Origin of the sequence: Mesorhizobium sp. M7A.F.Ca.MR.148.00.0.0 (assembly GCF_003997735.1) — a bacterium.
Classification (GTDB): Bacteria; Pseudomonadota; Alphaproteobacteria; order Rhizobiales; family Rhizobiaceae; genus Mesorhizobium.
In genome coordinates this window covers 43,536-64,911 of record NZ_RZTB01000028.1, presented here as the reverse complement: position 1 = coordinate 64,911, position 21,376 = coordinate 43,536, and the positions used below count along the sequence as shown (strand labels likewise).

The following is a 21,376-nucleotide window of genomic DNA, read 5'->3' as shown; positions in this document are numbered from 1 at the left end:
CCCTCATTGCCCTGCCGGGCATTTCTCCCCGTATAGTGACGGGGAGAAAGACGCTCTCAAGCCTTGCCGGGAACAGTCCTGATCACCGTGCCCCACGGGTCTTCGCGGGTTGCTGGGCTCGTCACATTGTCCGAACGCATCTCGACCCAGGCAAGGCCCGACCGGCTCGAATCGCGGCGGCCGGCGCCTGAACTCTGCCAGGCGTTGGCGCCGATGTGGTGGTGATAGCCGCCCGACGACAGGAACACCGCCTGGCCGCCGTATTTGGCCATGGTGTCGAAGCCAAATTCCTGGTTCCACCAGGCTTCGGCGTCTTCCGGCCTGCCGACGCGCAGGTGGACATGGCCGACGATGCTGTTTTCCGGCGCGCCCTGCCAGCCGGCGTCACCCGCAGGCACTTCGGCAACGACGGACGGAATGTTCAGCCGTTCTGTCGCCATGGCAATCTTGTCGCCATTCCACTTCCAGTCCTGCGCACGGCGGTCGGCATAGATCTCGATGCCATTGCCTTCGGGATCGGTCAGGTACAGAGCTTCGCTGACCAGATGGTCGGAAGCGCCCTCGATCGCGATCTTGTTTGATATGGCGTGGTTGATCCAGCGGCCGAGGTCGGCGCGGCTGGGCAGCAGGAAGGCGGTGTGGAACAGCCCGGCGCTGCGCGGATCATCCGGCTTGGCTGAAGCGTCCTGCTCAAGCACCAACAAGGGACGGTTGGCGGCGCCCAGGGTGATCGCGCCATCGGCACGGCTCAACTCCTGCAGACCGACAATTTCGCGGTAATAGGCGGCAAGGCTTTCCGCGTCGCGCGCCTTCAGCCCGACGCGGGCAACGCTGACCGGGGTGTTGGCGGCAAAAGGCAACTCGCTCATCGAATGCTCCGTTCGACCGGCCGGCGATGAAGCTCCCAAGGCGAGAAGCCCCACTCCGCCGATCATTGTACGTCGTGTCAGTTCCAAAGTCAGGGTTCCCGCGCACGGCTGTTTCTTTTCCTGACCACAGATCGTCCATCGGCATCGTTCACACAAGACGCGAAGAAGCGAACATGGTGTTCACTATTGTGATCAAAGGCGGCGTTCCTGCCGGTTGCACGAAGCGATGCCGCTCGCTATCTCAGCGCCATGAAGGTCAAGGAAGCAGATATTCTCATCGTACCGGGCTACACCAATTCCGGCCCCGACCATTGGCAGAGCCGCTGGCAGTCGAAACTGTCGACGGCGCGCCGCGTCGAACAGGCCGAGTGGTCGAAGCCGGTTCGCGAGGACTGGACGGCGAGCGTCGCCAAGGCGGTCAACGAGGCCGAGCGGCCGGTCGTCCTGGTCGCGCATTCGCTCGGCGTCACCACTGCGGTGCAAGCCATTCCGCAGTTCCGCAAGCCGGTAGCCGGAGCCTTCTTCGTGGCGCCTCCCGACGTCGCCAATCCCGAGATCAGGCCCAGGCACCTGATGACCTTCGGCCCCTATCCGCGTGAGCCGCTGCCCTTTCCCTCGATCGTGATCGCCAGCCGCAACGATCCGTTCTGCGCCTTCGATGTCGCGGAGGATATCGCCGGCGCCTGGGGTTCGCTGTTCATCGATGCCGGTGAGACCGGTCATCTCAACCCGGATTCAGGTTTTGGTCCTTGGCCCGAAGGTTCAATGACCTTCGCCAAATTCCTGACGGATCTGAAACCTTGAGCGTCTTCAGGACCCGATCGAATCGCGGACGCTCTTGATCAGCGTTTTTGCCCCAAGCCCGATCAGCGAATGCTCGGAGCCCATGGCCAGCAGGCGATAGCCCATCGACACGACCCGGCCGGCAATTGCCGGCTCGACAACGTAGATCGCCGCATGTTTGCCGGCCTTGCGGGTGCGCTCGGCCACCGATGCCACCGTCTCCATCATGCTTTCCAGCGTCGAATTGACGGTCGCACCATTGCTCCAGGCGATCGAGAAATCCGACGGGCCGAGGAAGATGCCGTCGATGCCGGGCGTGTCGAGGATGCCATCGAGCGCATCGAGGGCGGCACGCGTCTCGACCATGGCGAAGGCCATCGTGCGCTGGTTGGTGTCGCGCAGCCAGTCGGCCTGGTCGCCTTGGCCGTGGCGCGGAAAAGCGTAGGTCGGCCCCCAGGAGCGTTCGCCGAGCGGCGGGTATTTCATGGCGGCGGCGAACAGTTTTGCATCGGCAACCGAATTCACCATCGGCGCGATGACTGCCTCGGCGCCGAAATCGAGCGCGCGGCTTGCCATGTCGAAACGGCCCACGGGAATGCGCACCAGCGCCGGCTTGCCGGCAGCCAGCACCGGCACCAGGCCACGCAGCACGCTGTCTTCGTGATGGCCGCCATGCTGCATGTCGAGCGTGACGGCATCGAAACCCTGCTTGGCGACGATCTCGACGGTCAAGGCATCCGGCACGCCGGACCATGCGGTGAACAGCGTTTCGTCGGCCGCGAGGCGGGACTTCAGGGACATGGATACTTTCCTTGTTAACTCCGGCAGTTTCAGCCGGAAATCGCGACAAAGGCAAAGAAAAACCGCCCGGATAGGCCGGGCGGTCGATTGGTCCAGCTTATGGCCGGGCGCATAGCCCGGATCAGGTGTTCTTGATCTGCTCGATCGCCTGCGCCATCAGTTCGTCCATGGTGCGACGGATCTGGTGGTCCGACTGCTCGACGCCGGCCGCGTCGAAATCCCCGCGGATCTTGCGAAACACGTCGTGGTCGCCGGCTTCCTCGATGTCGGAGATAACCACTTCCTTGGCATAGGCGTCGGCATCAGCGCCGGACTTTCCGAGCTTTTCGGCGGCCCACAGGCCGAGCGCCTTGTTGCGGCGCGCCGAGGCCTTGAACCGAAGCTCCTCGTCGAATGCGAATTTACGCTCAAAGCCCTCTTCGCGGTCTTTCATGCTGCTCATGGCGTCCCTCCGGTCAAATTCGATTCGTTGGCGGTGAATATGTGCGTTGCCAAAGCACAAACCAAAAGGTCGCGGGTCGGTCAATACGCTTCATCGAATGCTGCGCTGCGGCATTTCAGTCCCGAAAGCGGTTGATTGGAAGGATTTGCCGATTGAGCAAACGATGTGATTGGGATAGACCCGGCATTGAACCCTACCGTAGCCGCACTATTTCAGGCAGACGGACAGGAAATGGTCTGATACCGCCCTGTCCGGAACCCCAGAGAAAAATCCAGATGAAAAATCGCCGCCGCATTTATGAAGGCAAGGCCAAGATACTCTATGAGGGACCCGAACCGGGCACGCTTATCCAGTTCTTCAAGGATGACGCCACCGCGTTCAACAAGAAGAAGCACGAGGTCATCGACGGCAAGGGTGTCCTCAACAACCGCATTTCCGAGTACATCTTCAACCATTTGAACCGCATGGGCATTCCGACCCATTTCATCCGCCGGCTGAACATGCGCGAGCAGCTGATCAAGGAAGTCGAGATTATTCCGCTCGAAGTGGTGGTGCGCAATGTCGCCGCCGGTTCGCTGTCCAAGCGGCTCGGCATCGAGGAAGGCACCGTTCTGCCGCGCTCGATCATCGAATTCTATTACAAGGCCGACGCGCTCGACGATCCGATGGTGTCGGAAGAGCACATCACCGCGTTCGGCTGGGCGAGCCCGCAGGAGATCGACGACGTCATGGCGCTGGCCATCCGCGTCAACGACTTCCTCTCTGGCTTGTTCATGGGCGTCGGCATCCAGCTCGTCGACTTCAAGATCGAATGCGGCCGGCTGTTCGAAGGCGACATGATGCGCATTGTCGTTGCCGACGAGATCTCGCCGGATTCCTGCCGCCTGTGGGACGTGGCGACGCAGGACAAGCTCGACAAGGATCGTTTCCGCCGCGACATGGGCGGCCTTGTCGAGGCCTACCAGGAAGTTGCCCGCCGCCTCGGCATCATGAACGAGAACGAGCCGCCGCGCCCGACCGGCCCGGTGCTTGTCGCCTCGACCGACGGCCTCAAAGGCAAGCCGCACTAACCCGGATTCGAACAGGAGCATGTCCAGCGTGATCAAGGCCCGCATTACCGTCACCCTCAAGAACGGCGTGCTCGACCCACAGGGCAAAGCGATAGAACACGCCTTGTCGGGCCTTGGCTTCGGCGGTGTCGGCACGGTGCGGCAGGGCAAGGTTTTCGACGTCGAGTTGGCCGAAAGTGACAAGGCCAAGGCCGAAGCGGACCTCAAGGCCATGTGCGACAAGCTGCTGGCGAATACGGTGATTGAGAATTACGCGGTGGAGATTGCCTAAATTGAAATCAGCCGTCGTCCTCCTGCCCGGCCTCAATCGCGACCGCGACATGATCGCGGCGTTGACCAAGATTTCGGGAACACCCCCGGTCACCGTCTGGCAGACCGATACCGAAATCCCCGATGTCGACCTGATCGCCATTCCGGGCGGCTTTTCCTTCGGCGACTATCTGCGCTGCGGCGCGATCGCCGCGCGCATGCCGGTCATGCGGGCGGTGGCCGAAAAAGCGGCCGCGGGCGTTACGGTCATCGGCGTCTGCAATGGTTTCCAGATCCTGGTCGAGGCCGGCCTGTTGCCGGGCGCCTTGATGCGCAACACCTCGCTGAAATTCGTCTGCCGGCAGGTGAAGCTCGAGATCACCAATGCCAACACCATGTTCACGCGCCGCTATCAGCCGGGCCAGATCATCCGCTCGCCGGTCGCGCATCATGACGGCAATTATTTCGCCGACGCCGACACGCTTGCCCGTATCGAAGGCGAAGGCCAGGTGGTGTTCCGCTATGCCGAGGGCACCAACCCCAACGGCTCGATCAACGACATTGCCGGCATCGTCAACAGCCAAGGCAATGTGCTCGGGCTGATGCCGCACCCGGAAAACCTGATCGAAGCAGCCCATGGCGGCACCGACGGCCGCGGACTGTTCGAGAGCGCCCTCGGCATCGCCGCCTGACGATATCGAAGCGAACAGCTTGAAAACAGCCGGACATTCCTGTCTCTTTGGAGCAAGTCTGGTTCATTGGGGAGAGAGACGGTCATGAAACTCTATTCGCGGCCGTTGTCGCCCTACTCGTCGATCGTGCGGGCACTGGCCTACGTCAAGGACGTACCGCTCAAGATCATCGCGCCGCCGCCCGGTTTTCCCATCCCGGAAGAGTTTCGCGCCATCTCGCCGATGAACCGGATTCCAGTGCTGATCACCGGCTCGGGCGAGACGATCGTCGAATCGGTGGTCATCGCCGAATATCTCGAGGAACGGTTTCCGGAGCCGGCGCTGCTGCCGCCCGATTCCAAGGACCGGGCACTGGTGCGCATGTTCGCCCGCATCACCGATCTCGACGTGCTGACCCCAACGATGAAGCTTTTCGAGCTCCATTTCGTGCCGAAGCGCAACAATGTCGAGATCGACGCCCAATTTGCCCGCCTGCATCATGGACTGGCGGCGATCGAGGCGCGCATGGCGCAAGGGCCCTTCGCACTCGGCGACGACATCAGCTTCGCCGATGCCTGGCTGACGCCGACACGGTTCATCTTCAACAATTTCCGCGCCATGACGGGACGCCACGACCTGCTCGACGCCTATCCCAAATTCGACGCCTACCAGCAGATCGCCTCGCAACACCCGGCATTGTCGCGGGTGTGGGGCGAGATGACCGATGGTTTGAAGATTTTTCTGTCCGAACTTGAGATGGGTGCCGCTTGATCAAGTCGAAGACGATCGCGCTGGTCGCCGCGGCGGGCTTTGTGCTGGCATCCTGCCAGTCGACGCCAAAGAGCACGCCTGTTCCCTCAGGCAAAAGTGCTGCGCTGCTGGCCATGGAACAAGTGGCGATCGCTGCCCACAAATGCTGGATCGCCAGCAAGGACCCAGCCTTCAAACCGTACCAGATGGCCAATGAGCTGAATTCGTTCAGCGGCACGCCGCGTTTCCTGTTGGTGCCGGCCAAGCACTATGGCGGCAAACCTTTGCTGGTCGTGCAAGCGCAAGGCAATTCTAGCCGCGTCGACGTCTTCGGACCGCTGATGAACGATCCGCTCGGCGCCCGCATCGGCTCGGACATCGCCCGTTGGCAGGCCGGCAATCCGGCCTGCGCCGCGACGGCCTAGCCCATGGGCCGGTTCCTGCAGATCGCGGGTCTGGTCATCGGTCTGGCCGGGCTCATCCTGCAGTTCTGCATCAGCATTCCGGCATCGATGGAAGCCGGCCGCAGCCTGCTTGGCTCAATCATTTTCGTCTTCAGCTTCTTCACCATCCTGACCAACATCGGCGCGGTGCTGGTGTACACGTCGCTGCTGTCACCCACCTTCTATGCCTGGCTGCCGGCCTTTGCAGGCGCGCGGATGCGGGCCGGCGTTGCGGTTTCGATCGCGCTGGTCTTCATCATCTACGCAACGGTCCTGGCACAACTCTGGCAGCCGCAGGGGCTGTTCCTGCTCTGCGACGTCCTGCTGCATTATGTGACGCCGGTGCTCTTCGTGCTGTGGTGGTTGATATCGGGCGCTGACGGCAGGACGCGCTGGAGCGACATTTCCTGGTGGGTGATCTATCCCATCGCTTATCTGGTCTATGCGCTGGTGCGGGCGCCGTTTGCCGGCGAGGTGCCCTACCCTTTCCTGGAAATCGCCAAGAACGGCGCGACCGGCGTCGCCATCTCGGCCGCAGCCATCACCGGACTTTTCCTCGTGCTGTGCGTGGTCGCCGTCCTTGCGGACCATGCCGTTGCACGCACCAGGGCATCGAGCGTCCGTTAGAACTGTGCGGACGTCCTGTCCGCATTTCCCGGGACCATCATCTTTCCCAAACCGGTTCCCACTTTTGGGATCAGGGTCAGTCCCAGAACGGCCTGATGCCCTCGCGGTGGGCGTCGCAGCGCGTGACGCCGATATCCTTGAGCTGGTCGTCGGTCATCTCCAGCAGCGCCAACCGGCTGCGGCGGCGATCCAGCAGGTTGTCGATCCATCTTGCCAGCGACCTCAGCACGCGCACAAGGCGGCTGGCAAAACCGCGCTGAGCCGATGGACGTGTCGGTTGGCCTGATAATGCAGCGCTCGAGTGACGCATTGTCGCGATTGTATTCATTTTATTTCTGCCGAAGTCCTAAATTGTACCCTTTTTTGCACGCGACTGGTATGTATTGACTCATCTATCGGTGCAATATAGAAAATTGTCACCATGACAACTTGGCTTCCCGATCTCACCACCGGCTCCGGGCCGCTGTATCAGCGCCTGGCGGATTCCATCGAAACGGACATCGATCGGGGCGTGATCGATGCCGGCGCAAAGCTGCCGCCGCAGCGCGACCTCGCCTACGACATCGGCACCACCGTCGGCACGGTCGGCCGGGCCTATCAATTGCTGCGCGAGCGTGGGCTGGTGAGCGGCGAAGTCGGGCGTGGAACCTATGTGCTCGGCCAGCGCGCGAAGCCGGATTTTCCGGCTCCGGACGTCGGCGGCGAAGGCACACGCTATATCGATGCGCCTAAGGGCAAGCTGCGTTTCGACAGCACCGCAGCACCTGATATCGGCCAAGGCGACATCGTCGCCGGTGTCCTGTCGCGCACGGCGCAGGACCATCCGCATGAGATTTCGAGCTACACGCGGGACTTCCCCGACCGATGGTACGAAGCCGGCGCCCGCTGGTTGGCGCGCAATTCGTTTCGTCCGAGTGCCGACACCATCGTTCCCACGCTCGGCACCCATGCGGCGGTGATGGCGGCGATCGCGGCGCTCACCATGCCTGGCGACTATATTGCCTTCGAGCACCTCACCTACTCGCAGATTTCCCGCAGCGCCGGCCTGATCGGCAGGCGCACCGCGCTGGTGGCATCGGACGAGGAAGGCATCGATCCGCAGGATTTCGAGCGCGTCTGCGCGCAAAAGCATCCCAAGATGATCTTCCTGATGCCGACGGCGCAGAATCCGACGCTGGCCACCTTGTCGGCGGCGCGCCGCGAGGCGATCGCCCATGTCGCACGCGAATACAACGTCGTCCTCATCGAGGACGACCTCTATGGCAATCTGACCGATGATCCGACACCATTGCTGGCCGAGTATGCGCCTGAACGCACCATTGTCGCGGGCGGCCTGTCGAAGTCGGTCGCAGCCGGTGTGCGCGGCGGCTGGCTTTCCTGCCCGCCCGCCTACCGCCACCGCATCCGTGTCGCCCACAAGATGATGACCGGCGGCATGCCCTTCCTGCTGGCGGAGGTGAATACAAGGCTGGTGCTGTCAGGTCAGGCGGATGAGATACGCAAGCGCAGCATCGCCGAAATCGGCGCCCGCATCGCCATCGTGCGCGAGACTTTGGCCGGCTTCGCGGTCAAGTCGCATGACAGGGTGCCCTTTGTCTGGCTGGCCCTGCCCGACCCCTGGCTTTCCGGCACCTTCAAGAACGCCTGTCTGGAGCACGGCGTGCTGATCGACGACGAGGACGAATTCAAGGCCGGCCGTTCCGAGCAGGTTTTCCATGGCGTCCGCTTTGGCGTTTCGCAGCCGAGACAGCGCGGGGATATCGCTGAAGGCGTCGCGGCGATCCGGCGACTTCTCGATGAAGGCCGCGCCGGCTACGACAGCTTCTCCTGACACTGCGTGGCTTTGTCCGGTTTTCCGTCGTTTTTCGTCAATCCATGGGTGTATCGGCCGCAAGGCTTGCGATAAGACGGGACTCAAAATCCCAACGTCCCGGATATAAATCGCCGCCCATGACCATTTCCAATTCCGTGCCGATCACCCCTGAGCTCATTGCCTCACACGGGCTCAAGCCCGACGAGTATCAGCGCATCCTCGATCTTGTGGGGCGCGAGCCGAGCTTCACCGAACTCGGCATTTTCTCGGCGATGTGGAATGAGCACTGCTCCTACAAATCCTCGAAGAAGTGGCTGCGCACGCTGCCTACCACCGGTCCGCAGGTCATCCAGGGGCCGGGCGAGAATGCCGGCGTGGTCGACATCGGCGATGGCGACTGCGTCGTCTTCAAGATGGAGAGCCACAACCACCCGTCCTATATCGAGCCCTACCAGGGCGCGGCGACCGGCGTCGGCGGCATATTGCGCGACGTCTTCACCATGGGCGCGCGGCCGATCGCGGCGATGAATGCGCTGCGCTTCGGCTCGCCTGACCATCCCAAGACCCGGCACCTCGTTTCAGGCGTGGTTTCCGGCGTCGGCGGCTATGGCAACGCCTTCGGCGTGCCGACGGTCGGCGGCGAGGTCAATTTCGACGCCCGCTACAATGGCAACATCCTGGTCAACGCCTTTGCGGCGGGCCTTGCCAAGACCGATGCGATCTTCCTGTCGGAAGCCAAGGGTGTCGGCCTGCCGGTCGTCTATCTCGGCGCCAAGACTGGCCGCGACGGTGTCGGCGGCGCCACCATGGCCTCGGCCGAATTCGACGACAAGATCGATGAGAAGCGCCCGACAGTGCAGGTCGGCGATCCCTTCACCGAAAAGTGCCTGCTGGAAGCCAGCCTCGAACTGATGGCCTCGGGCGCAGTCATCGCCATCCAGGACATGGGTGCCGCCGGCCTTACCTGCTCGGCGGTGGAAATGGGCGCCAAGGGTGACCTCGGCATCGAGCTCGATCTCGACAAGGTGCCGGTGCGCGAAGAGCGCATGAGCGCCTACGAGATGATGCTGTCGGAAAGCCAGGAGCGCATGCTGATGGTTCTGCGCCCGGAAAAGGAAAAGGAAGCCGAGGCGATCTTCCACAAATGGGGGCTCGACTTCGCCATCGTCGGCAAGACCACCGACGATCTGCGCTTCCGCGTGCTGCACCAGGGGGATCAGGTCGCCGATCTGCCGATCAAGGATCTCGGCGACAAGGCTCCGGAATATGACCGGCCGTGGGTCGAGCCGAAAAAGCCGGCGCCGCTGGCCGCCCTTGACATTCCGCAAGCCGACGTGGCCGACGCGCTGCTGAAGCTGCTCGGCGGGCCCGACCTGTCCTCGCGCCGCTGGGTGTGGGAGCAGTATGACACGTTGATCCAGGGCAATTCGCTGCAGCTTCCAGGCGGCGATGCCGGTGTGGTCCGGGTCGAAGGCCATGCCACCAAGGCGCTCGCCTTCTCCTCCGACGTGACGCCGCGCTATTGCGAGGCCGACCCTTATGAGGGCGGCAAGCAGGCGGTGGCCGAATGCTGGCGCAACTTGACCGCCACCGGCGCTCTGCCGCTGGCCGCCACCGACAACCTCAATTTCGGCAACCCGGAACGGCCCGAGATCATGGGCCAGCTGGTCGGCGCGGTGAAGGGCATCGGCGACGCTTGCCGCGCGCTTGGCTTCCCGATCGTCTCCGGCAATGTCTCGCTCTACAACGAGACCAACGGCCAGGGCATCCTGCCAACCCCGACCATCGGCGGCGTCGGGCTGATCGCCGACTGGTCGAAGATGGTGCGGACCGGCTTTGCGGCCGAGGGCCAGATGATCCTGCTGGTCGGCGCACCGGCGTCCTGGGGAACGCATCTCGGGCAATCGGTCTATATGCGTGACGTACACGGCCGCACGGATGGCCCGCCGCCGCCGGTCGACCTCGATCACGAAAAACGCGTCGGCGACCATGTGCGCGCGCTCATCGCATCCGGCATCGTCACAGCGGCGCATGACGTTTCCGATGGCGGTGCCGCCGTTGCGCTTGCCGAGATGGCGATGGCGTCCGGAATCGGCGCCGCCGTTCCCGGGCTTGTCGGCACCGACCCGATCCCGGTCTGGTTCGGCGAGGACCAGGGCCGTTATCTCCTGACGCTGTCGATCGATCCGCATGGTGACGAATGGGACGCCATTCGCAAGCAGCAGGGCGAACTCGGCATCTTCGCGCCGTGGATCGGCTCGACCGGGGGCAGCGCGCTGAAGCTTGGCGACGCCAGGGCAATCCCGGTCAGCGAACTCTCCGCGGCGCACGAAGGCTGGTTCCCCCGCTTCATGGACCAGGCCAGTTGACGAGAGCATGATCCCGAAAAGTGGGAACGGTTTTTCGGGAAACTCATGATCAATCACAGGAAACTGGCTGCCCGGGCGCTGCTTGCAGTCGTTTTCTGGCCGTCGCTGTTCTTCTTCTGGTTCCTGGGACCGTTCGTCTTTTTCCTGCTGTCGACAACCTCAAGCGAGGTGTGCATGCGGCTGGAAACGCGCGCGGAGTTCCTTGCCGCGGCCAACGGCGCCATCCCCATGCTCATCGCGCAGAATCTCATCTACGCGATCCCGATCGTCTGCCTGGTTCTGTGGGACCGCCTGGCGCCGGATCCGGCACGGGCAAGGCATATCGTCACCTGCATCAAGCTTTTTGCCAGCGCGGTGGTCGTAGGCGCGTTGTGGGAGTACGGCTCGTCGCTTGTCTGCGACGGTTATGGCCAGGGGTTCTTCTCGCCGGCTTGGCAAATGACGAGCTATCTCCCCATTGTCGGCCTCGTGCTCAACGCGCCGCTTTATGTGCTTGCCTTCAGCCTTGGTCGCGCTTTCTCGACACGCGACGACGTTGCCGAGGATGAAGCAAGCCCACCGGCCTAGTCTTTCTCTGAAGCCGTCGGGCCGTCTTGCCGTTGGTGGGACAGAACGGCTTCAATCCGGACCGGAAAGGCTTTAGGCTCGCCCGACTCTCATCTTATGGCCTGACACCGGCCGCTCGAAACAGGATTTTGCCATGGCAATGGACGCCCACGACATCGAAAAACTGATCAAGGACGGCATTCCGGACGCCAAGGTGACGATCCGCGATCTCGCCGGCGACGGCGACCATTATGCGGCCGAGGTGGTGGCCGAGAGCTTTCGGGGGAAAAGCCGCGTGCAGCAGCACCAGATGGTCTATGACGCGCTGAAAGGGAATATGGGCGGCGTGCTGCACGCACTCGCCTTGCAGACCAGCGTTCCCGACTGACCCTTAGCGCTTGGCCCAACACGGCCCATCCTTTGCGCCATTTCAGCCGCGGCGCGGCTAACGTCTTGTTTCGAGCAATCGTTGGGTTTATTTGAAGGGTATGTTTCGAGCCTGACTCCCACAGGCGGGAAAGGATATTCCATGAGCGGCATCAACGACTACATCGACAATGAAGTGAAGGGCAACGACGTCGTCCTTTTCATGAAGGGCACGCCCGGTTTCCCGCAATGCGGATTTTCCGGCCAGGTCGTCCAGATCCTCGACTATATCGGCGCCGACTACAAAGGCGTGAACGTTCTGGACTCCGCCGAACTGCGCCAGGGCATCAAGGAATACTCCAACTGGCCGACGATCCCGCAGCTCTACGTCAAGGGTGAATTCGTCGGCGGCTGCGATATCATCCGCGAGATGTTCCAGGCCGGTGAGTTGCAGACATTCCTCGTCGAGAAGGGCGTCAGCGTCAAAGGCGCAGCCTGATTTCTGTTTTGTGCATGTTGCCATCCGAAGGTTGATTTTGATTTTCGGGGTCATGCACAAAGGCGTCGGGGGCAGCCCACCTCGGCAATTTTCATGTCCTGAATCCAGGACCAGGACGAGCCAATGCGCCGGCCCGCCGGCGCATTTTCGTTCGAAAGATCGGACTTGCCGTGGACCAGCCAAAACCAGCGCCGCAATCGGCAAGCAAACTGCCTATTCCGCGCTGGGAGTTCATCGCCCTGTGCGCGGCGCTGATGGCGCTGAACTCGCTGGCCATCGATATCATGCTGCCCGCGCTGCAGCAGATCGGCGCCACGCTCGGCGTCGAAAATGAAAACCACCGGCAGTACGTCATAACGGCCTACATTCTGGGCTTCGGCGGCGGACAGTTGTTCTTCGGGCCGATCTCGGATCGCTTTGGGCGTCGCGCACCACTGGTCGCCGGGCTGGTGATCTATGTCGCCGCGGCCGCGGCTGCCGCCATTGCGCCAAGCTTTGAGACACTTCTGCTGTGCCGGGCCGTGCAAGGCATTGGTGCGGCCGCCACCCGCGTCATCGCCGTATCGATCGTGCGCGATACGTTCGACGGCCGGCGCATGGCCGAGGTGATGTCGCTGATCTTCATGGTGTTCATGGCGATACCGGTCATTGCTCCCGGCATCGGCCAGTTCATCATGCTGTTTGCGACCTGGCATTGGATCTTCGTCACCATGGCCGTCGGTGCGCTCCTCGTCTCGGCCTGGTCGCTGCTGCGCCTTCCTGAAACGCTGCATCCCGAACATCGCCGGCCGTTGACACTCAACTCCATTGTCGGCGGGTTTCGCATCGTGCTCACCAACCGCATTGCGATCTGCTATGCCTTCGCCAGCACCTTCATCTTCGGCGCCATGTTCGGCTTCATCGCTTCGGCGCAGCAGATCTATGTCGACATCTTCAAAGTCGGCGAGATGTTCCCGGTCATCTTCGCAGGCGTCGCGGGCGTGCTCGCCTTCTCCAACTTTCTGAATTCGCGCCTTGTCGGCCGCATCGGCATGCGCCGCCTGTCGCAGAGCGCGCTGCTGCTGTTCCTGGTCATCAGCCTTGCCTGGCTGATCGTTTCGCTGGAAATGAAGATGCCGCTCTGGCTGTTCATCACCTTCTTTGCCTGCGCCATGCTTCCGTTCGGTGCGCTGGGCGCGAACTTCAACGCGCTGGCCATGGAGCCGCTCGGGCAACTGGCCGGCACGGCGTCGTCGATCCTCGGTTTCATGCAGACGTTTCTCGGCGGCATTCTCGGCACGCTGATCGGCCAGGCCTTCAATGGCACGGTGACGCCGCTGGCCGCCGGCTTCTGCAGCGTCTCGGTCGCGGCGCTGCTGATGATCTTCATCGCCGAGCGCGGCAAGATGTTCCAGCCACAGAACGCGCCCGTTTCAGGGCACATCACCGACTTGCACTAGGATGCACCCTCAAGGGCCGCCGTGAACCGGGGGGCGAGCATACGCCCCGCGATTGCTTCACCCATGCGGTCCGAAAAGGGCAATGGCAGAGCATCATCGAGTGCCCTGAGAATGGATGCCACGAAGGCCCGGCTGCGCTGGGCATCGGTTCCCAGATCGGCATATGTGGCGCGAGGCTTGCCGATCAGTGTGCCGTTGCGGCGAAGCGAGAATCGCAGGGTCAGGGACATGCCCGCGGTTCCGGGTGGCGGTTTCCAGCAAGCATAGATAGCGTCCGACATCTCCTTTATCGTATCGACGGGATCGGGACTGCGACAGCTGCGCTCCTGCGACCTTGCTTCCAGGGAACTGGCGAACAGAGCGACGGCAAGAGCCGTCGCGACAAATGCGAACCGAGGTTTCATTCGAGAGCCTCCGGATTTGCGTGAACCGCTCCTTCGGCTGACGCAGCGATCAATCCTGTGCCGCCCAGAGTTCGCGGCGCAATTCGTGCCAGCTTTCGCGATCGGGCGCGACAAGCAGGCCGCCGCCGAGATGCGAGGGCAGATAGGTGCTGCCGTCGAAGCGCGCCGCGTGGCCGCCAGCCTCGGCATGGATCAGCACGCCGGCCAGATGATCCCATGGCATCAGCTTGTTGTAGACGACGAAGTGGGCATGGCCGCTCGCCAGCAGGCGGTATTCGTGCGCGGCGCAGCGATAGGCGAATTGCGACAGGATCTTCGTCTGGTTGCGCGCCAGCCGCGACCGCTCCGGTTCGGCCATATATTGCCAAGAGACGGAGCCGGTCATTTCCGCGATCGGCGCGGGTGCCGCGACATGCACCTTCTCGATGCTGCCATGCGCATGCCGGATATGGCTGCCGGCGCCCCTGGCGCCAATCAGCCAGTCCTTGCCGACGGGATCGTGGATGATGCCGGCAACCGTCTCGCCCTGGACCACGACCGCCAGCATGACGCCGAACAAAGGCACGCCGGAGGCGAAGTTGAAAGTGCCGTCGACCGGATCGATGACGAAGGCCAGATCGGCATCGCCCAGACCATCGAGCAGTGCCGGATTGTCGGAACAGGCCTCCTCGCCGACGATCATCGCCTGGGGATAGCGCTCGCGCAGCCGCGCGGTGATCAGCCGCTCGGCATTGACGTCGGCTTCGGTCACAAGGTCGGCGGCCGAGGTCTTCTGCCTGACATCGCCATCGCCCAGCCGGCGAAAGCGCGGCATGATCTCGGTCAGCGCCGCCTCGGCCAGAATGCCGGCCAGCCAATCGATCGCGGTGTCGTCAAATGTCATCGGAAATGTCTTGCCTTGTGGTGAGGGTGTCGTTGAGGGCAGCGAAGTCGAACAGCTTCCTGTCGAGCAGGTGCGATGGCCTGCTGTTCGACAGCGCGCGCAGCATCGTATCCTTGCGGCCGGGCATACGCTTTTCCAGGTCCTCGAGCATCGCCTTCATGGCGTTGCGCTGAAGACCTTCCTGGCTGCCGCAGAGATCGCAGGGAATGATCGGGAATTGCATGGCGGCAGCGAATTTTTCCAGATCGGCCTCGGCGCAGTAGCTCAATGGCCGCAGCACCATGACGTCGCCGTCGTCGTTGAGCAGTTTTGGCGGCATGGCGGCGAGACGGCCGCCATGGAAGAGATTCATGAAGAAGGTTTCGAGAATATCCTCGCGATGGTGGCCGAGCACCAGTGCCGAGCACCCCTCCTCGCGCGCAATGCGGTAGAGATGGCCGCGCCTGAGCCGCGAGCAGAGCGAGCAATAGGTGCTGCCCGCCGGCAGCTTGTCGGTGACGAGGGAATAGGTGTCCTGATACTCGATCCGGTGCGCAATGCCGTGGCTGTTGAGATAGTCCGGGAGGATATGTTTGGGGAAATTCGGCTGGCCCTGGTCGAGATTGCAGGCCAGAAGATCGACCGGCAAGAGCCCGCGCCATTTGAGGTCGAGCAGCACCGCGAGCAGGCCGTAAGAATCCTTGCCGCCCGAGAGCGCGACGACCCAGCGCTGGCCGGGCTTGACCATCGAGAAATCCTCGATCGCCTGCCGGGTCAGCCGCAGCAGCCGCTTGCGCAATTTGTTGAATTCGACCGAGGACGGCACGTCGGCGAACAGCGGATGGAAGCCGCCTTCGCTGTCGGCGATCGGTTCGATGTCTGGAAGCATATTCATGGCATGTCGCTTTCAGTGGCCAGAGCGCCGGATTAGCGGACATGACCGACAAAGAAAAGGCCGCCTCGACGGGCGGCCTTTGCTTGGTGTCGCAGAACGCGCTCGTTTTAGCGCGAGTAGAATTCGACGACCAGGTTCGGTTCCATCTGCACGGCGAACGGAACGTCCGCCAGGCCAGGGATGCGCGAGAAGGTCGCGACCATCTTGTTGTGATCGGCTTCGATGTAGTCCGGCACGTCGCGCTCGGCGAGACCGACCGCTTCCAGAACGATGACCAGCTGCTTCGACTTTTCGCGCACTTCGACGACATCGCCCGGCTTGCAGCGATACGAGCCGATGTTGACGCGCTTGCCGTTGACGTTGACGTGGCCGTGGTTGACGAACTGACGGGCGGCGAAAATGGTCGGCACGAACTTGGCGCGGTAGACGACCGCGTCGAGACGCGATTCGAGCAGGCCGATCAGGTTCTCCGAGGTGTCGCCCTTGCGGCGGTCAGCCTCTTCATAAACCTTGCGGAACTGCTTTTCCGAAACGTCGCCATAGTGACCCTTCAGCTTCTGCTTGGCGCGCAGCTGCAGGCCGAAATCGGAAAGCTTGCCCTTGCGGCGCTGGCCATGCTGGCCGGGACCGTATTCACGCTTGTTGACCGGGGACTTCGGGCGGCCCCAGATATTTTCGCCGAGACGGCGGTCGATCTTGTACTTCGCGGATTCGCGCTTGCTCATCGCATTCCCTTTTCAAAACAATACACCCGGAACCTCATGGTCCGGGTGAAGGAAACGCGCCCTCCTCTGGCCTCCGTTTTCGAGACCTGACAGGGTTTTCCCACGCAACGCGGCGGAAAACCCACGGGACACGTCAGTTCAAACAAGATAGTAGAATTGGATTTCCACGCATCTTGCGCACATAAAGAAAACCACCGGGCATTGCGGCCCGGTGTTGGCGCGCTGATTAAACGGAGATTTAACCGGTGTCAAGCTTGTGGCTGGCGTAGGCCGTGGCGACGATATAGCGTCTCTGGGTTGAGTACAGTGCCGGATGTGGCGGGAGGTTGCGCCAGCGGCATCAGGAAGGACCGGAGCAGAGGAGCTACATTCGCATGAAGAAATTCTTCCTTACCCTGACAGGAGCCGCTGTGTTGGCGGGATCCATGGCGGTCCTGACACCGGAGCCGGCGGAAGCCAGGCATTGGCATGGACACCGACATCACCAGGCTTGCCGCATCGTGATCAAGAAGAAGGTTATCTGGCGGCACGGCCACAAGAAGGTCGTACGCTACAAGATCAAGCGCTGCAGCGGGCGCTGGTAGGCTCCTATCCGGTCTCAGGCGGCCGACATCGATTCAAAGCCCGCGGTTTTGGCCGCGGGCTCTTTGATTCCGGATGCTTAATCCTTAGTCTTTCGACTTCTTCTCCGGCAGGCCCTTGCGCTTCGTCTCGGCGAATTCCTCGAGCTGCTTTTCGCTCATCGATTCGTACATTCCCTTGGAAGCGCCCTGCAGTTCGCTCTTCTTGGTCTCGCCGCGCTTGGCCGACAGAGCCGCGCCGGCGGCTTTCTGCTGGGCTTTCGAGGTGGCTGGCATGGTTCTTTCTCCCGTTGGAATCTGGAGAAAAACGCAACGACTGCCGTGATGTTCCGCTTCGCAATCACGACATAGCCAGCCCGAAGCCCTGTATCAGGCGACGGGTCGGGAAATCGGCTCTTTTCGATGTGAAGACGGCAAGGTCGGGTCCTTCAGGCAGCATCTCGCCACGACCGCTCGGATCGATGTCGGCGAGAAGCGACAGCGCCCGGCGCGCAATCGCTTCAGCGGGGTCGAGCCAATCGACCGGCCAGGGCGCCGTCTTGCGCATGCGATTGGCCAGAAAGGGGTAGTGTGTGCAGGCGAGCACGACGATATCCGTACGCAGCGCATCATGTTCGACGAAGCACGGCGTGATTTCGGTGCGTACGGCCTCCTCATCGACGAAGCCCTCACGCATGTAGATCTCAGCCAGTCCCGCCAGCCTGTCGCTGCCGACCAGGCGGACATGGCATTTCTGCGCCCATTTGCTGATCAGGTCGCGCGTGTATTGGCGCTTGACGGTGCCAGGCGTCGCCAGCACCGAAACCAGCCCTGAGCGCGTGCGTTCCGCCGCCGGCTTGATCGCAGGCACCATGCCGACGAAAGGATGCTCGGGAAATCTATCGCGCAGCGCATCGATCACCAACGTCGAGGCGGTGTTGCAGGCGATGACGGAAATGGCCGGCGCAAAGCGCTCAAGCAATTTGCCGAACAATTCGAGTATATGCGCCCTCAGCGCCGGCTCTTCCCAAGCGCCGTAGGGAAACGCAGCGTCGTCGGCGACATAGATGAAGCGGCGATCGGGCATCAGCACGCGCGCCTCGCGCAGCACGGTAAGCCCGCCGATGCCCGAATCGAACATCAGGATCGGCCGCTCAGTCATTGTCGGTTCCTTTTCCGCCAAGCGGCGGTATGTCATCGTCCTTGCCGGTGTCGGCAAGGCGCGCCGCTTCCGCCTTGCGGGCCCGCGCGGCGGCCGCGGGCAAGCGCCGCGGGTCGTCGCCAGGGGACCCGTCGCCGCGCGGCATCGCCGGAGAAAACCTGTCGAGCGACGAAATGATGCCGCGCAGCACCTTGAGCTCCGGTTCGGCAAAGCCAGGGCGTGTCAGCACCGCGCGCAGATTGTCGATCATTTTCGGCTTCTTCGGCGCCGGCCGGAAATAGCCGCGCGCTTCCAGCGCGCCTTCGAGATAGGCGAACAGGCCGTGCAATTCTTCCTTGCTTGCCGGTTTCATGTCCGGGCCGGAAAAATTGGTCCTGGTCTCGTCCTCCAGGCCGGACTTCATCCATTCGTAGGACATCAGAAGTGCTGCCTGGGCGATGTTGAGCGAGGAGAAATCGGGATCGACCGGGAAAGTGACGATCTCGTCGGCAAGGCCGACCTCGTCATTGTAGAGGCCGAAGCGTTCGCGTCCGAACAGGATGCCGGTGCGCTGGCCCATCACGTGGCGCGCCCGCAGCAGCCTGCCCGCCTCCACCGGCCCGCGCACGGATTTGAAGCCGTCGCGCTGCCTGGCCGTGGTGGCGAAGACAAAGTTCAGGTCGGCGAGCGCCGAGGCCAGATCGTCGAAGACGGTGACAGCGTCGATGACATGATCGGCGCGGCTGGCCGCCGCGCGCGCCTTCTCGCTCGGCCAACCATCACGCGGGTTGACCAGGCGCAGCTCCGACAGACCGAAATTGGCCATGGCGCGCGCGACCATGCCAATGTTCTCGCCAAGCTGAGGCTCGACGAGGATGATCGCCGGGCCGGCGACTGCAATGCTATCGGGATCTTTGATGACGGGCATGATTGTCAATGAACTGCTGTTTGCGGCATTTCAGCGTCCCTGCCACATTCGGCCGGGAAAATGAAGCATTCGCAAATGACGACGGCTCTGGCCTCCAATTCGTGACCGATCGCCGTTTGCGTGGCCAAAAGCGCTTTGATATACGGGCGACATCTCCCGGCCCAACGCCGCGCGGGCAAGGCCGTCCCATATCCAGCAACGAGGCATTCTTTCCATGGCGAAGATCAAGGTGGCGAACCCGGTCGTCGAACTCGACGGCGACGAGATGACCCGCATCATCTGGCAGTTCATCAAGGACAAGCTGATCCACCCTTATCTCGACCTTAAGCTTGAATATTACGACCTCGGCATCGAGCACCGCGACGCCACCAACGACCAGGTGACCATCGATTCGGCCAACGCCATCAAGAAACACGGCGTCGGCGTGAAATGCGCGACGATCACCCCCGACGAACAGCGCGTCGAGGAGTTCAAGCTGAAGAAGATGTGGAAGTCGCCGAACGGCACCATCCGCAACATCCTCGGCGGCACCATCTTCCGCGAGCCGATCATCATGAAGAACGTGCCGCGCCTGGTGCCCGGCTGGACCAAGCCGATCATCGTCGGCCGCCATGCCTTCGGCGACCAGTACCGCGCCACCGATTTCCGCTTCCCCGGCAAGGGCAAGCTGACCATCAAATTCGTCGGCGAGGACGGTCAGGTGATAGAGCACGATGTGTACGACGCGCCCGGCGCCGGTGTCGCCATGGCCATGTACAATCTCGACGACTCGATCCGCGAGTTCGCCCGGGCGTCGCTGAACTACGGCTTGCTGCGCAACTATCCGGTCTATCTGTCGACCAAGAACACCATCCTCAAGGCCTATGACGGTCGCTTCAAGGACATCTTCCAGGAGGTCTACGAGGCCGAGTTCGAGGCCGAGTTCAAGTCGAAGAAGCTGTGGTACGAGCACCGCCTGATCGACGACATGGTGGCCTCCGCCCTGAAATGGTCGGGCGGCTATGTCTGGGCCTGCAAGAACTATGACGGTGACGTGCAGTCCGACACGGTTGCGCAGGGTTTTGGGTCGCTCGGCCTGATGACCTCGGTGCTGATGACACCGGACGGCAAGACGGTGGAAGCCGAAGCCGCGCACGGCACCGTCACCCGCCACTACCGCCAGCACCAGAAGGGCGAGGAAACCTCGACCAACTCGATCGCCTCGATCTTCGCCTGGACGCGTGGCCTCGCGCACCGCGCCAAGCTCGACGACAATGCCGACCTGAAGCGTTTTTCCGAAACGCTGGAAAAGGTCTGCATCCAGACGGTCGAGTCAGGCTTCATGACCAAGGACCTGTCGCTCTTGATCGGCCCCGACCAGCCATGGCTTTCGACCACCGGTTTCCTCGACAAGATCGACGAGAACCTGCAGAAGGCGATGGCCTGACAAGTAAGCAAGATGGGCAAGCCCATCGTCTACGGGGCGGAGTACAGCGTCTATGTACGCATCGTCCGCCTCGTACTCGCGGAAAAAGGCATCGACTACGAGCTTGTGCCGGTCGATGTCTTTGCCGCCGAGGGCGTTCCCGCCTGGTATTTCGAGCATCATCCGTTCGGCCGCATCCCGGCCTTCTGTTATGACGGGTTTCGCCTGTTCGAGACCAATGCGATTGCCCGCTATATCGACGAGGCCTTCGGCGGACCGGCGCTGCAGCCTGCCGACGCGCGCGGCCGCGCCAGGATGGGCCAGATCATAGGCATGCTCGACGCCTATGGCTATCGCGCGATGGTCTGGGATGTTGCCGTCGAGCGGCTGGAGAAGCTGAGCCGGATTCGGCGTTGATCGCCGGCGGCCTTGCTCAGGCCGAGACGGTGCTGAAGGTGCTGAGATCGCTGAAGCCACAAGGTCCGTGGCTGCTTGGCGACCAACTGACGCTGGCGGACCTGCACGCCGCGCCGATCATCGCCTATTTCGTCAAGGTCACGCAAGGGCGCGATCTGTTGGCGCGGTTCGCGGATATCCGGGACTGGTATACACGCGTCGCCGATCGTGCGAGCTTTACGCGGACTGAAAAGGTCGCTTAGGCCGAGTGAACTTCCTCAACGCCGGCACCGCCCCTCATTGCCCTGCCGGGCATTTCTCCC

Annotated in this window: 26 protein-coding genes and 1 pseudogene; 16 read left to right on the top strand and 11 right to left on the bottom strand. The window is 62.4% G+C overall.

The features are described from left to right. Window positions 1–56 precede the first annotated feature (56 nt). A complete protein-coding gene (locus EOB49_RS13935) occupies window positions 57–869 on the bottom strand; it encodes a VOC family protein (protein WP_127321099.1) in 813 nt (270 codons plus the stop codon). 249 nt (window positions 870–1,118) lie between these two features. Between EOB49_RS13935 and EOB49_RS13930 the strand changes: the two genes are divergently transcribed. Then, window positions 1,119–1,673: an alpha/beta hydrolase gene (locus tag EOB49_RS13930; protein ID WP_127381294.1), complete on the top strand. Its 555-nt coding sequence runs from the start codon at window positions 1,119–1,121 to the stop codon at window positions 1,671–1,673. Between the two features lie 6 nt (window positions 1,674–1,679). On the opposite strand, the gene EOB49_RS13925 is transcribed toward EOB49_RS13930, so the two are convergent. Together EOB49_RS13925 and EOB49_RS13920 are read right to left on the bottom strand one after the other, a co-directional pair. Continuing rightward, a complete protein-coding gene (locus EOB49_RS13925) occupies window positions 1,680–2,453 on the bottom strand; it encodes an HpcH/HpaI aldolase/citrate lyase family protein (protein WP_127269901.1) in 774 nt (257 codons plus the stop codon). A gap of 121 nt (window positions 2,454–2,574) precedes the next feature. After that, on the bottom strand, window positions 2,575–2,895 hold the full coding sequence (locus EOB49_RS13920) for a DUF1476 domain-containing protein (protein WP_013532126.1): 321 nt from the start codon (window positions 2,893–2,895) through the stop codon (window positions 2,575–2,577). A 275-nt stretch (window positions 2,896–3,170) separates the two neighbouring features. Here EOB49_RS13920 and purC point away from each other — a divergent pair, with 275 nt between their 5' ends. The 6 genes from purC to EOB49_RS13890 all read left to right on the top strand — a co-directional run bounded on the left by purC (window position 3,171) and on the right by EOB49_RS13890 (window position 6,705). Next, the gene (gene purC, locus EOB49_RS13915) at window positions 3,171–3,965 is read left to right on the top strand and encodes a phosphoribosylaminoimidazolesuccinocarboxamide synthase (protein WP_013532127.1); all 795 of its coding nucleotides are present in this window, start codon (window positions 3,171–3,173) and stop codon (window positions 3,963–3,965) included. 28 nt (window positions 3,966–3,993) lie between these two features. Continuing rightward, a complete protein-coding gene (gene purS, locus EOB49_RS13910) occupies window positions 3,994–4,236 on the top strand; it encodes a phosphoribosylformylglycinamidine synthase subunit PurS (protein ID WP_027162361.1) in 243 nt (80 codons plus the stop codon). A 1-nt stretch (window position 4,237) separates the two neighbouring features. Next, a complete protein-coding gene (gene purQ, locus EOB49_RS13905) occupies window positions 4,238–4,906 on the top strand; it encodes a phosphoribosylformylglycinamidine synthase subunit PurQ (RefSeq protein ID WP_027036974.1) in 669 nt (222 codons plus the stop codon). A gap of 84 nt (window positions 4,907–4,990) precedes the next feature. Next, window positions 4,991–5,656: a glutathione S-transferase family protein gene (locus EOB49_RS13900; protein WP_127332054.1), complete on the top strand. Its 666-nt coding sequence runs from the start codon at window positions 4,991–4,993 to the stop codon at window positions 5,654–5,656. Then, window positions 5,653–6,060 carry a hypothetical protein gene (locus EOB49_RS13895; RefSeq protein ID WP_023810339.1) on the top strand — a complete coding sequence of 136 codons (408 nt, stop codon included), beginning with the start codon at window positions 5,653–5,655 and terminating at the stop codon, window positions 6,058–6,060. Before EOB49_RS13900 ends, EOB49_RS13895 begins: the two co-directional genes overlap by 4 nt. A 3-nt stretch (window positions 6,061–6,063) precedes the next feature. Beyond that, on the top strand, window positions 6,064–6,705 hold the full coding sequence (locus tag EOB49_RS13890) for a Pr6Pr family membrane protein (protein ID WP_127381293.1): 642 nt from the start codon (window positions 6,064–6,066) through the stop codon (window positions 6,703–6,705). Between the two features lie 76 nt (window positions 6,706–6,781). Here EOB49_RS13890 and EOB49_RS13885 read toward each other — a convergent pair whose 3' ends face one another. Continuing rightward, window positions 6,782–7,033 (bottom strand): DUF1127 domain-containing protein, encoded by a 252-nt coding sequence (locus EOB49_RS13885; protein WP_127332058.1) that lies wholly within the window; start codon window positions 7,031–7,033, stop codon window positions 6,782–6,784. Window positions 7,034–7,126: 93 nt separating this feature from the next. Between EOB49_RS13885 and EOB49_RS13880 the strand changes: the two genes are divergently transcribed. From EOB49_RS13880 to EOB49_RS13855, 6 genes are all read left to right on the top strand, one after another. Beyond that, a complete protein-coding gene (locus tag EOB49_RS13880; RefSeq protein WP_127381292.1) occupies window positions 7,127–8,536 on the top strand; it encodes a PLP-dependent aminotransferase family protein in 1,410 nt (469 codons plus the stop codon). A 119-nt stretch (window positions 8,537–8,655) separates the two neighbouring features. Beyond that, on the top strand, window positions 8,656–10,887 hold the full coding sequence (purL, locus tag EOB49_RS13875; protein ID WP_127381291.1) for a phosphoribosylformylglycinamidine synthase subunit PurL: 2,232 nt from the start codon (window positions 8,656–8,658) through the stop codon (window positions 10,885–10,887). A 45-nt stretch (window positions 10,888–10,932) separates the two neighbouring features. Beyond that, window positions 10,933–11,454: a hypothetical protein gene (locus EOB49_RS13870; protein ID WP_127381290.1), complete on the top strand. Its 522-nt coding sequence runs from the start codon at window positions 10,933–10,935 to the stop codon at window positions 11,452–11,454. A 133-nt stretch (window positions 11,455–11,587) separates the two neighbouring features. Continuing rightward, on the top strand, window positions 11,588–11,821 hold the full coding sequence (locus EOB49_RS13865; RefSeq protein WP_010909092.1) for a BolA family transcriptional regulator: 234 nt from the start codon (window positions 11,588–11,590) through the stop codon (window positions 11,819–11,821). Between the two features lie 141 nt (window positions 11,822–11,962). Next, window positions 11,963–12,298, top strand: coding sequence for a Grx4 family monothiol glutaredoxin (gene grxD, locus EOB49_RS13860; protein ID WP_006332883.1), 336 nt, complete (start codon window positions 11,963–11,965; stop codon window positions 12,296–12,298). Between the two features lie 215 nt (window positions 12,299–12,513). After that, window positions 12,514–13,737 carry a multidrug effflux MFS transporter gene (locus tag EOB49_RS13855; protein WP_164781671.1) on the top strand — a complete coding sequence of 408 codons (1,224 nt, stop codon included), beginning with the start codon at window positions 12,514–12,516 and terminating at the stop codon, window positions 13,735–13,737. Here EOB49_RS13855 and EOB49_RS37605 read toward each other — a convergent pair. The 4 genes from EOB49_RS37605 to rpsD all read right to left on the bottom strand — a co-directional run bounded on the left by EOB49_RS37605 (window position 13,734) and on the right by rpsD (window position 16,623). Further along, window positions 13,734–13,967 carry a hypothetical protein gene (locus EOB49_RS37605; protein ID WP_245463701.1) on the bottom strand — a complete coding sequence of 78 codons (234 nt, stop codon included), beginning with the start codon at window positions 13,965–13,967 and terminating at the stop codon, window positions 13,734–13,736. The two genes, EOB49_RS13855 and EOB49_RS37605, sit on opposite strands and share 4 nt — an antisense overlap. A gap of 223 nt (window positions 13,968–14,190) precedes the next feature. Then, window positions 14,191–15,024: an inositol monophosphatase family protein gene (locus tag EOB49_RS13845; RefSeq protein WP_127381288.1), complete on the bottom strand. Its 834-nt coding sequence runs from the start codon at window positions 15,022–15,024 to the stop codon at window positions 14,191–14,193. Next, window positions 15,014–15,898: a tRNA 2-thiocytidine(32) synthetase TtcA gene (ttcA, locus tag EOB49_RS13840; protein ID WP_127381287.1), complete on the bottom strand. Its 885-nt coding sequence runs from the start codon at window positions 15,896–15,898 to the stop codon at window positions 15,014–15,016. Before ttcA ends, EOB49_RS13845 begins: the two co-directional genes overlap by 11 nt. Before the next feature lie 107 nt (window positions 15,899–16,005). Then, window positions 16,006–16,623 (bottom strand): 30S ribosomal protein S4, encoded by a 618-nt coding sequence (gene rpsD / locus EOB49_RS13835; RefSeq protein ID WP_023759539.1) that lies wholly within the window; start codon window positions 16,621–16,623, stop codon window positions 16,006–16,008. Between the two features lie 374 nt (window positions 16,624–16,997). Between rpsD and EOB49_RS13830 the strand changes: the two genes are divergently transcribed. Next, window positions 16,998–17,207, top strand: coding sequence for a hypothetical protein (locus EOB49_RS13830; RefSeq protein ID WP_127332070.1), 210 nt, complete (start codon window positions 16,998–17,000; stop codon window positions 17,205–17,207). 84 nt (window positions 17,208–17,291) lie between these two features. On the opposite strand, the gene EOB49_RS13825 is transcribed toward EOB49_RS13830, so the two are convergent. From EOB49_RS13825 to EOB49_RS13815, 3 genes are all read right to left on the bottom strand, one after another. Beyond that, entirely contained in the window at window positions 17,292–17,480 is a 189-nt protein-coding gene (locus tag EOB49_RS13825; RefSeq protein WP_023810328.1) for a DUF3008 family protein, read from the bottom strand. 64 nt (window positions 17,481–17,544) lie between these two features. Then, a complete protein-coding gene (gene murI / locus EOB49_RS13820; RefSeq protein WP_023810327.1) occupies window positions 17,545–18,345 on the bottom strand; it encodes a glutamate racemase in 801 nt (266 codons plus the stop codon). Beyond that, entirely contained in the window at window positions 18,338–19,252 is a 915-nt protein-coding gene (locus EOB49_RS13815) for an RNA methyltransferase (RefSeq protein ID WP_127321787.1), read from the bottom strand. The genes murI and EOB49_RS13815 overlap by 8 nt, the downstream gene beginning before the upstream one ends. Before the next feature lie 214 nt (window positions 19,253–19,466). On the opposite strand from EOB49_RS13815, the gene EOB49_RS13810 reads away from it, so the two are divergent. Next, window positions 19,467–20,678 carry an NADP-dependent isocitrate dehydrogenase gene (locus tag EOB49_RS13810; RefSeq protein WP_127321786.1) on the top strand — a complete coding sequence of 404 codons (1,212 nt, stop codon included), beginning with the start codon at window positions 19,467–19,469 and terminating at the stop codon, window positions 20,676–20,678. 12 nt (window positions 20,679–20,690) lie between these two features. Next, window positions 20,691–21,316, top strand: a pseudogene (locus EOB49_RS13805) (glutathione S-transferase family protein). Window positions 21,317–21,376: the final 60 nt, after the last annotated feature.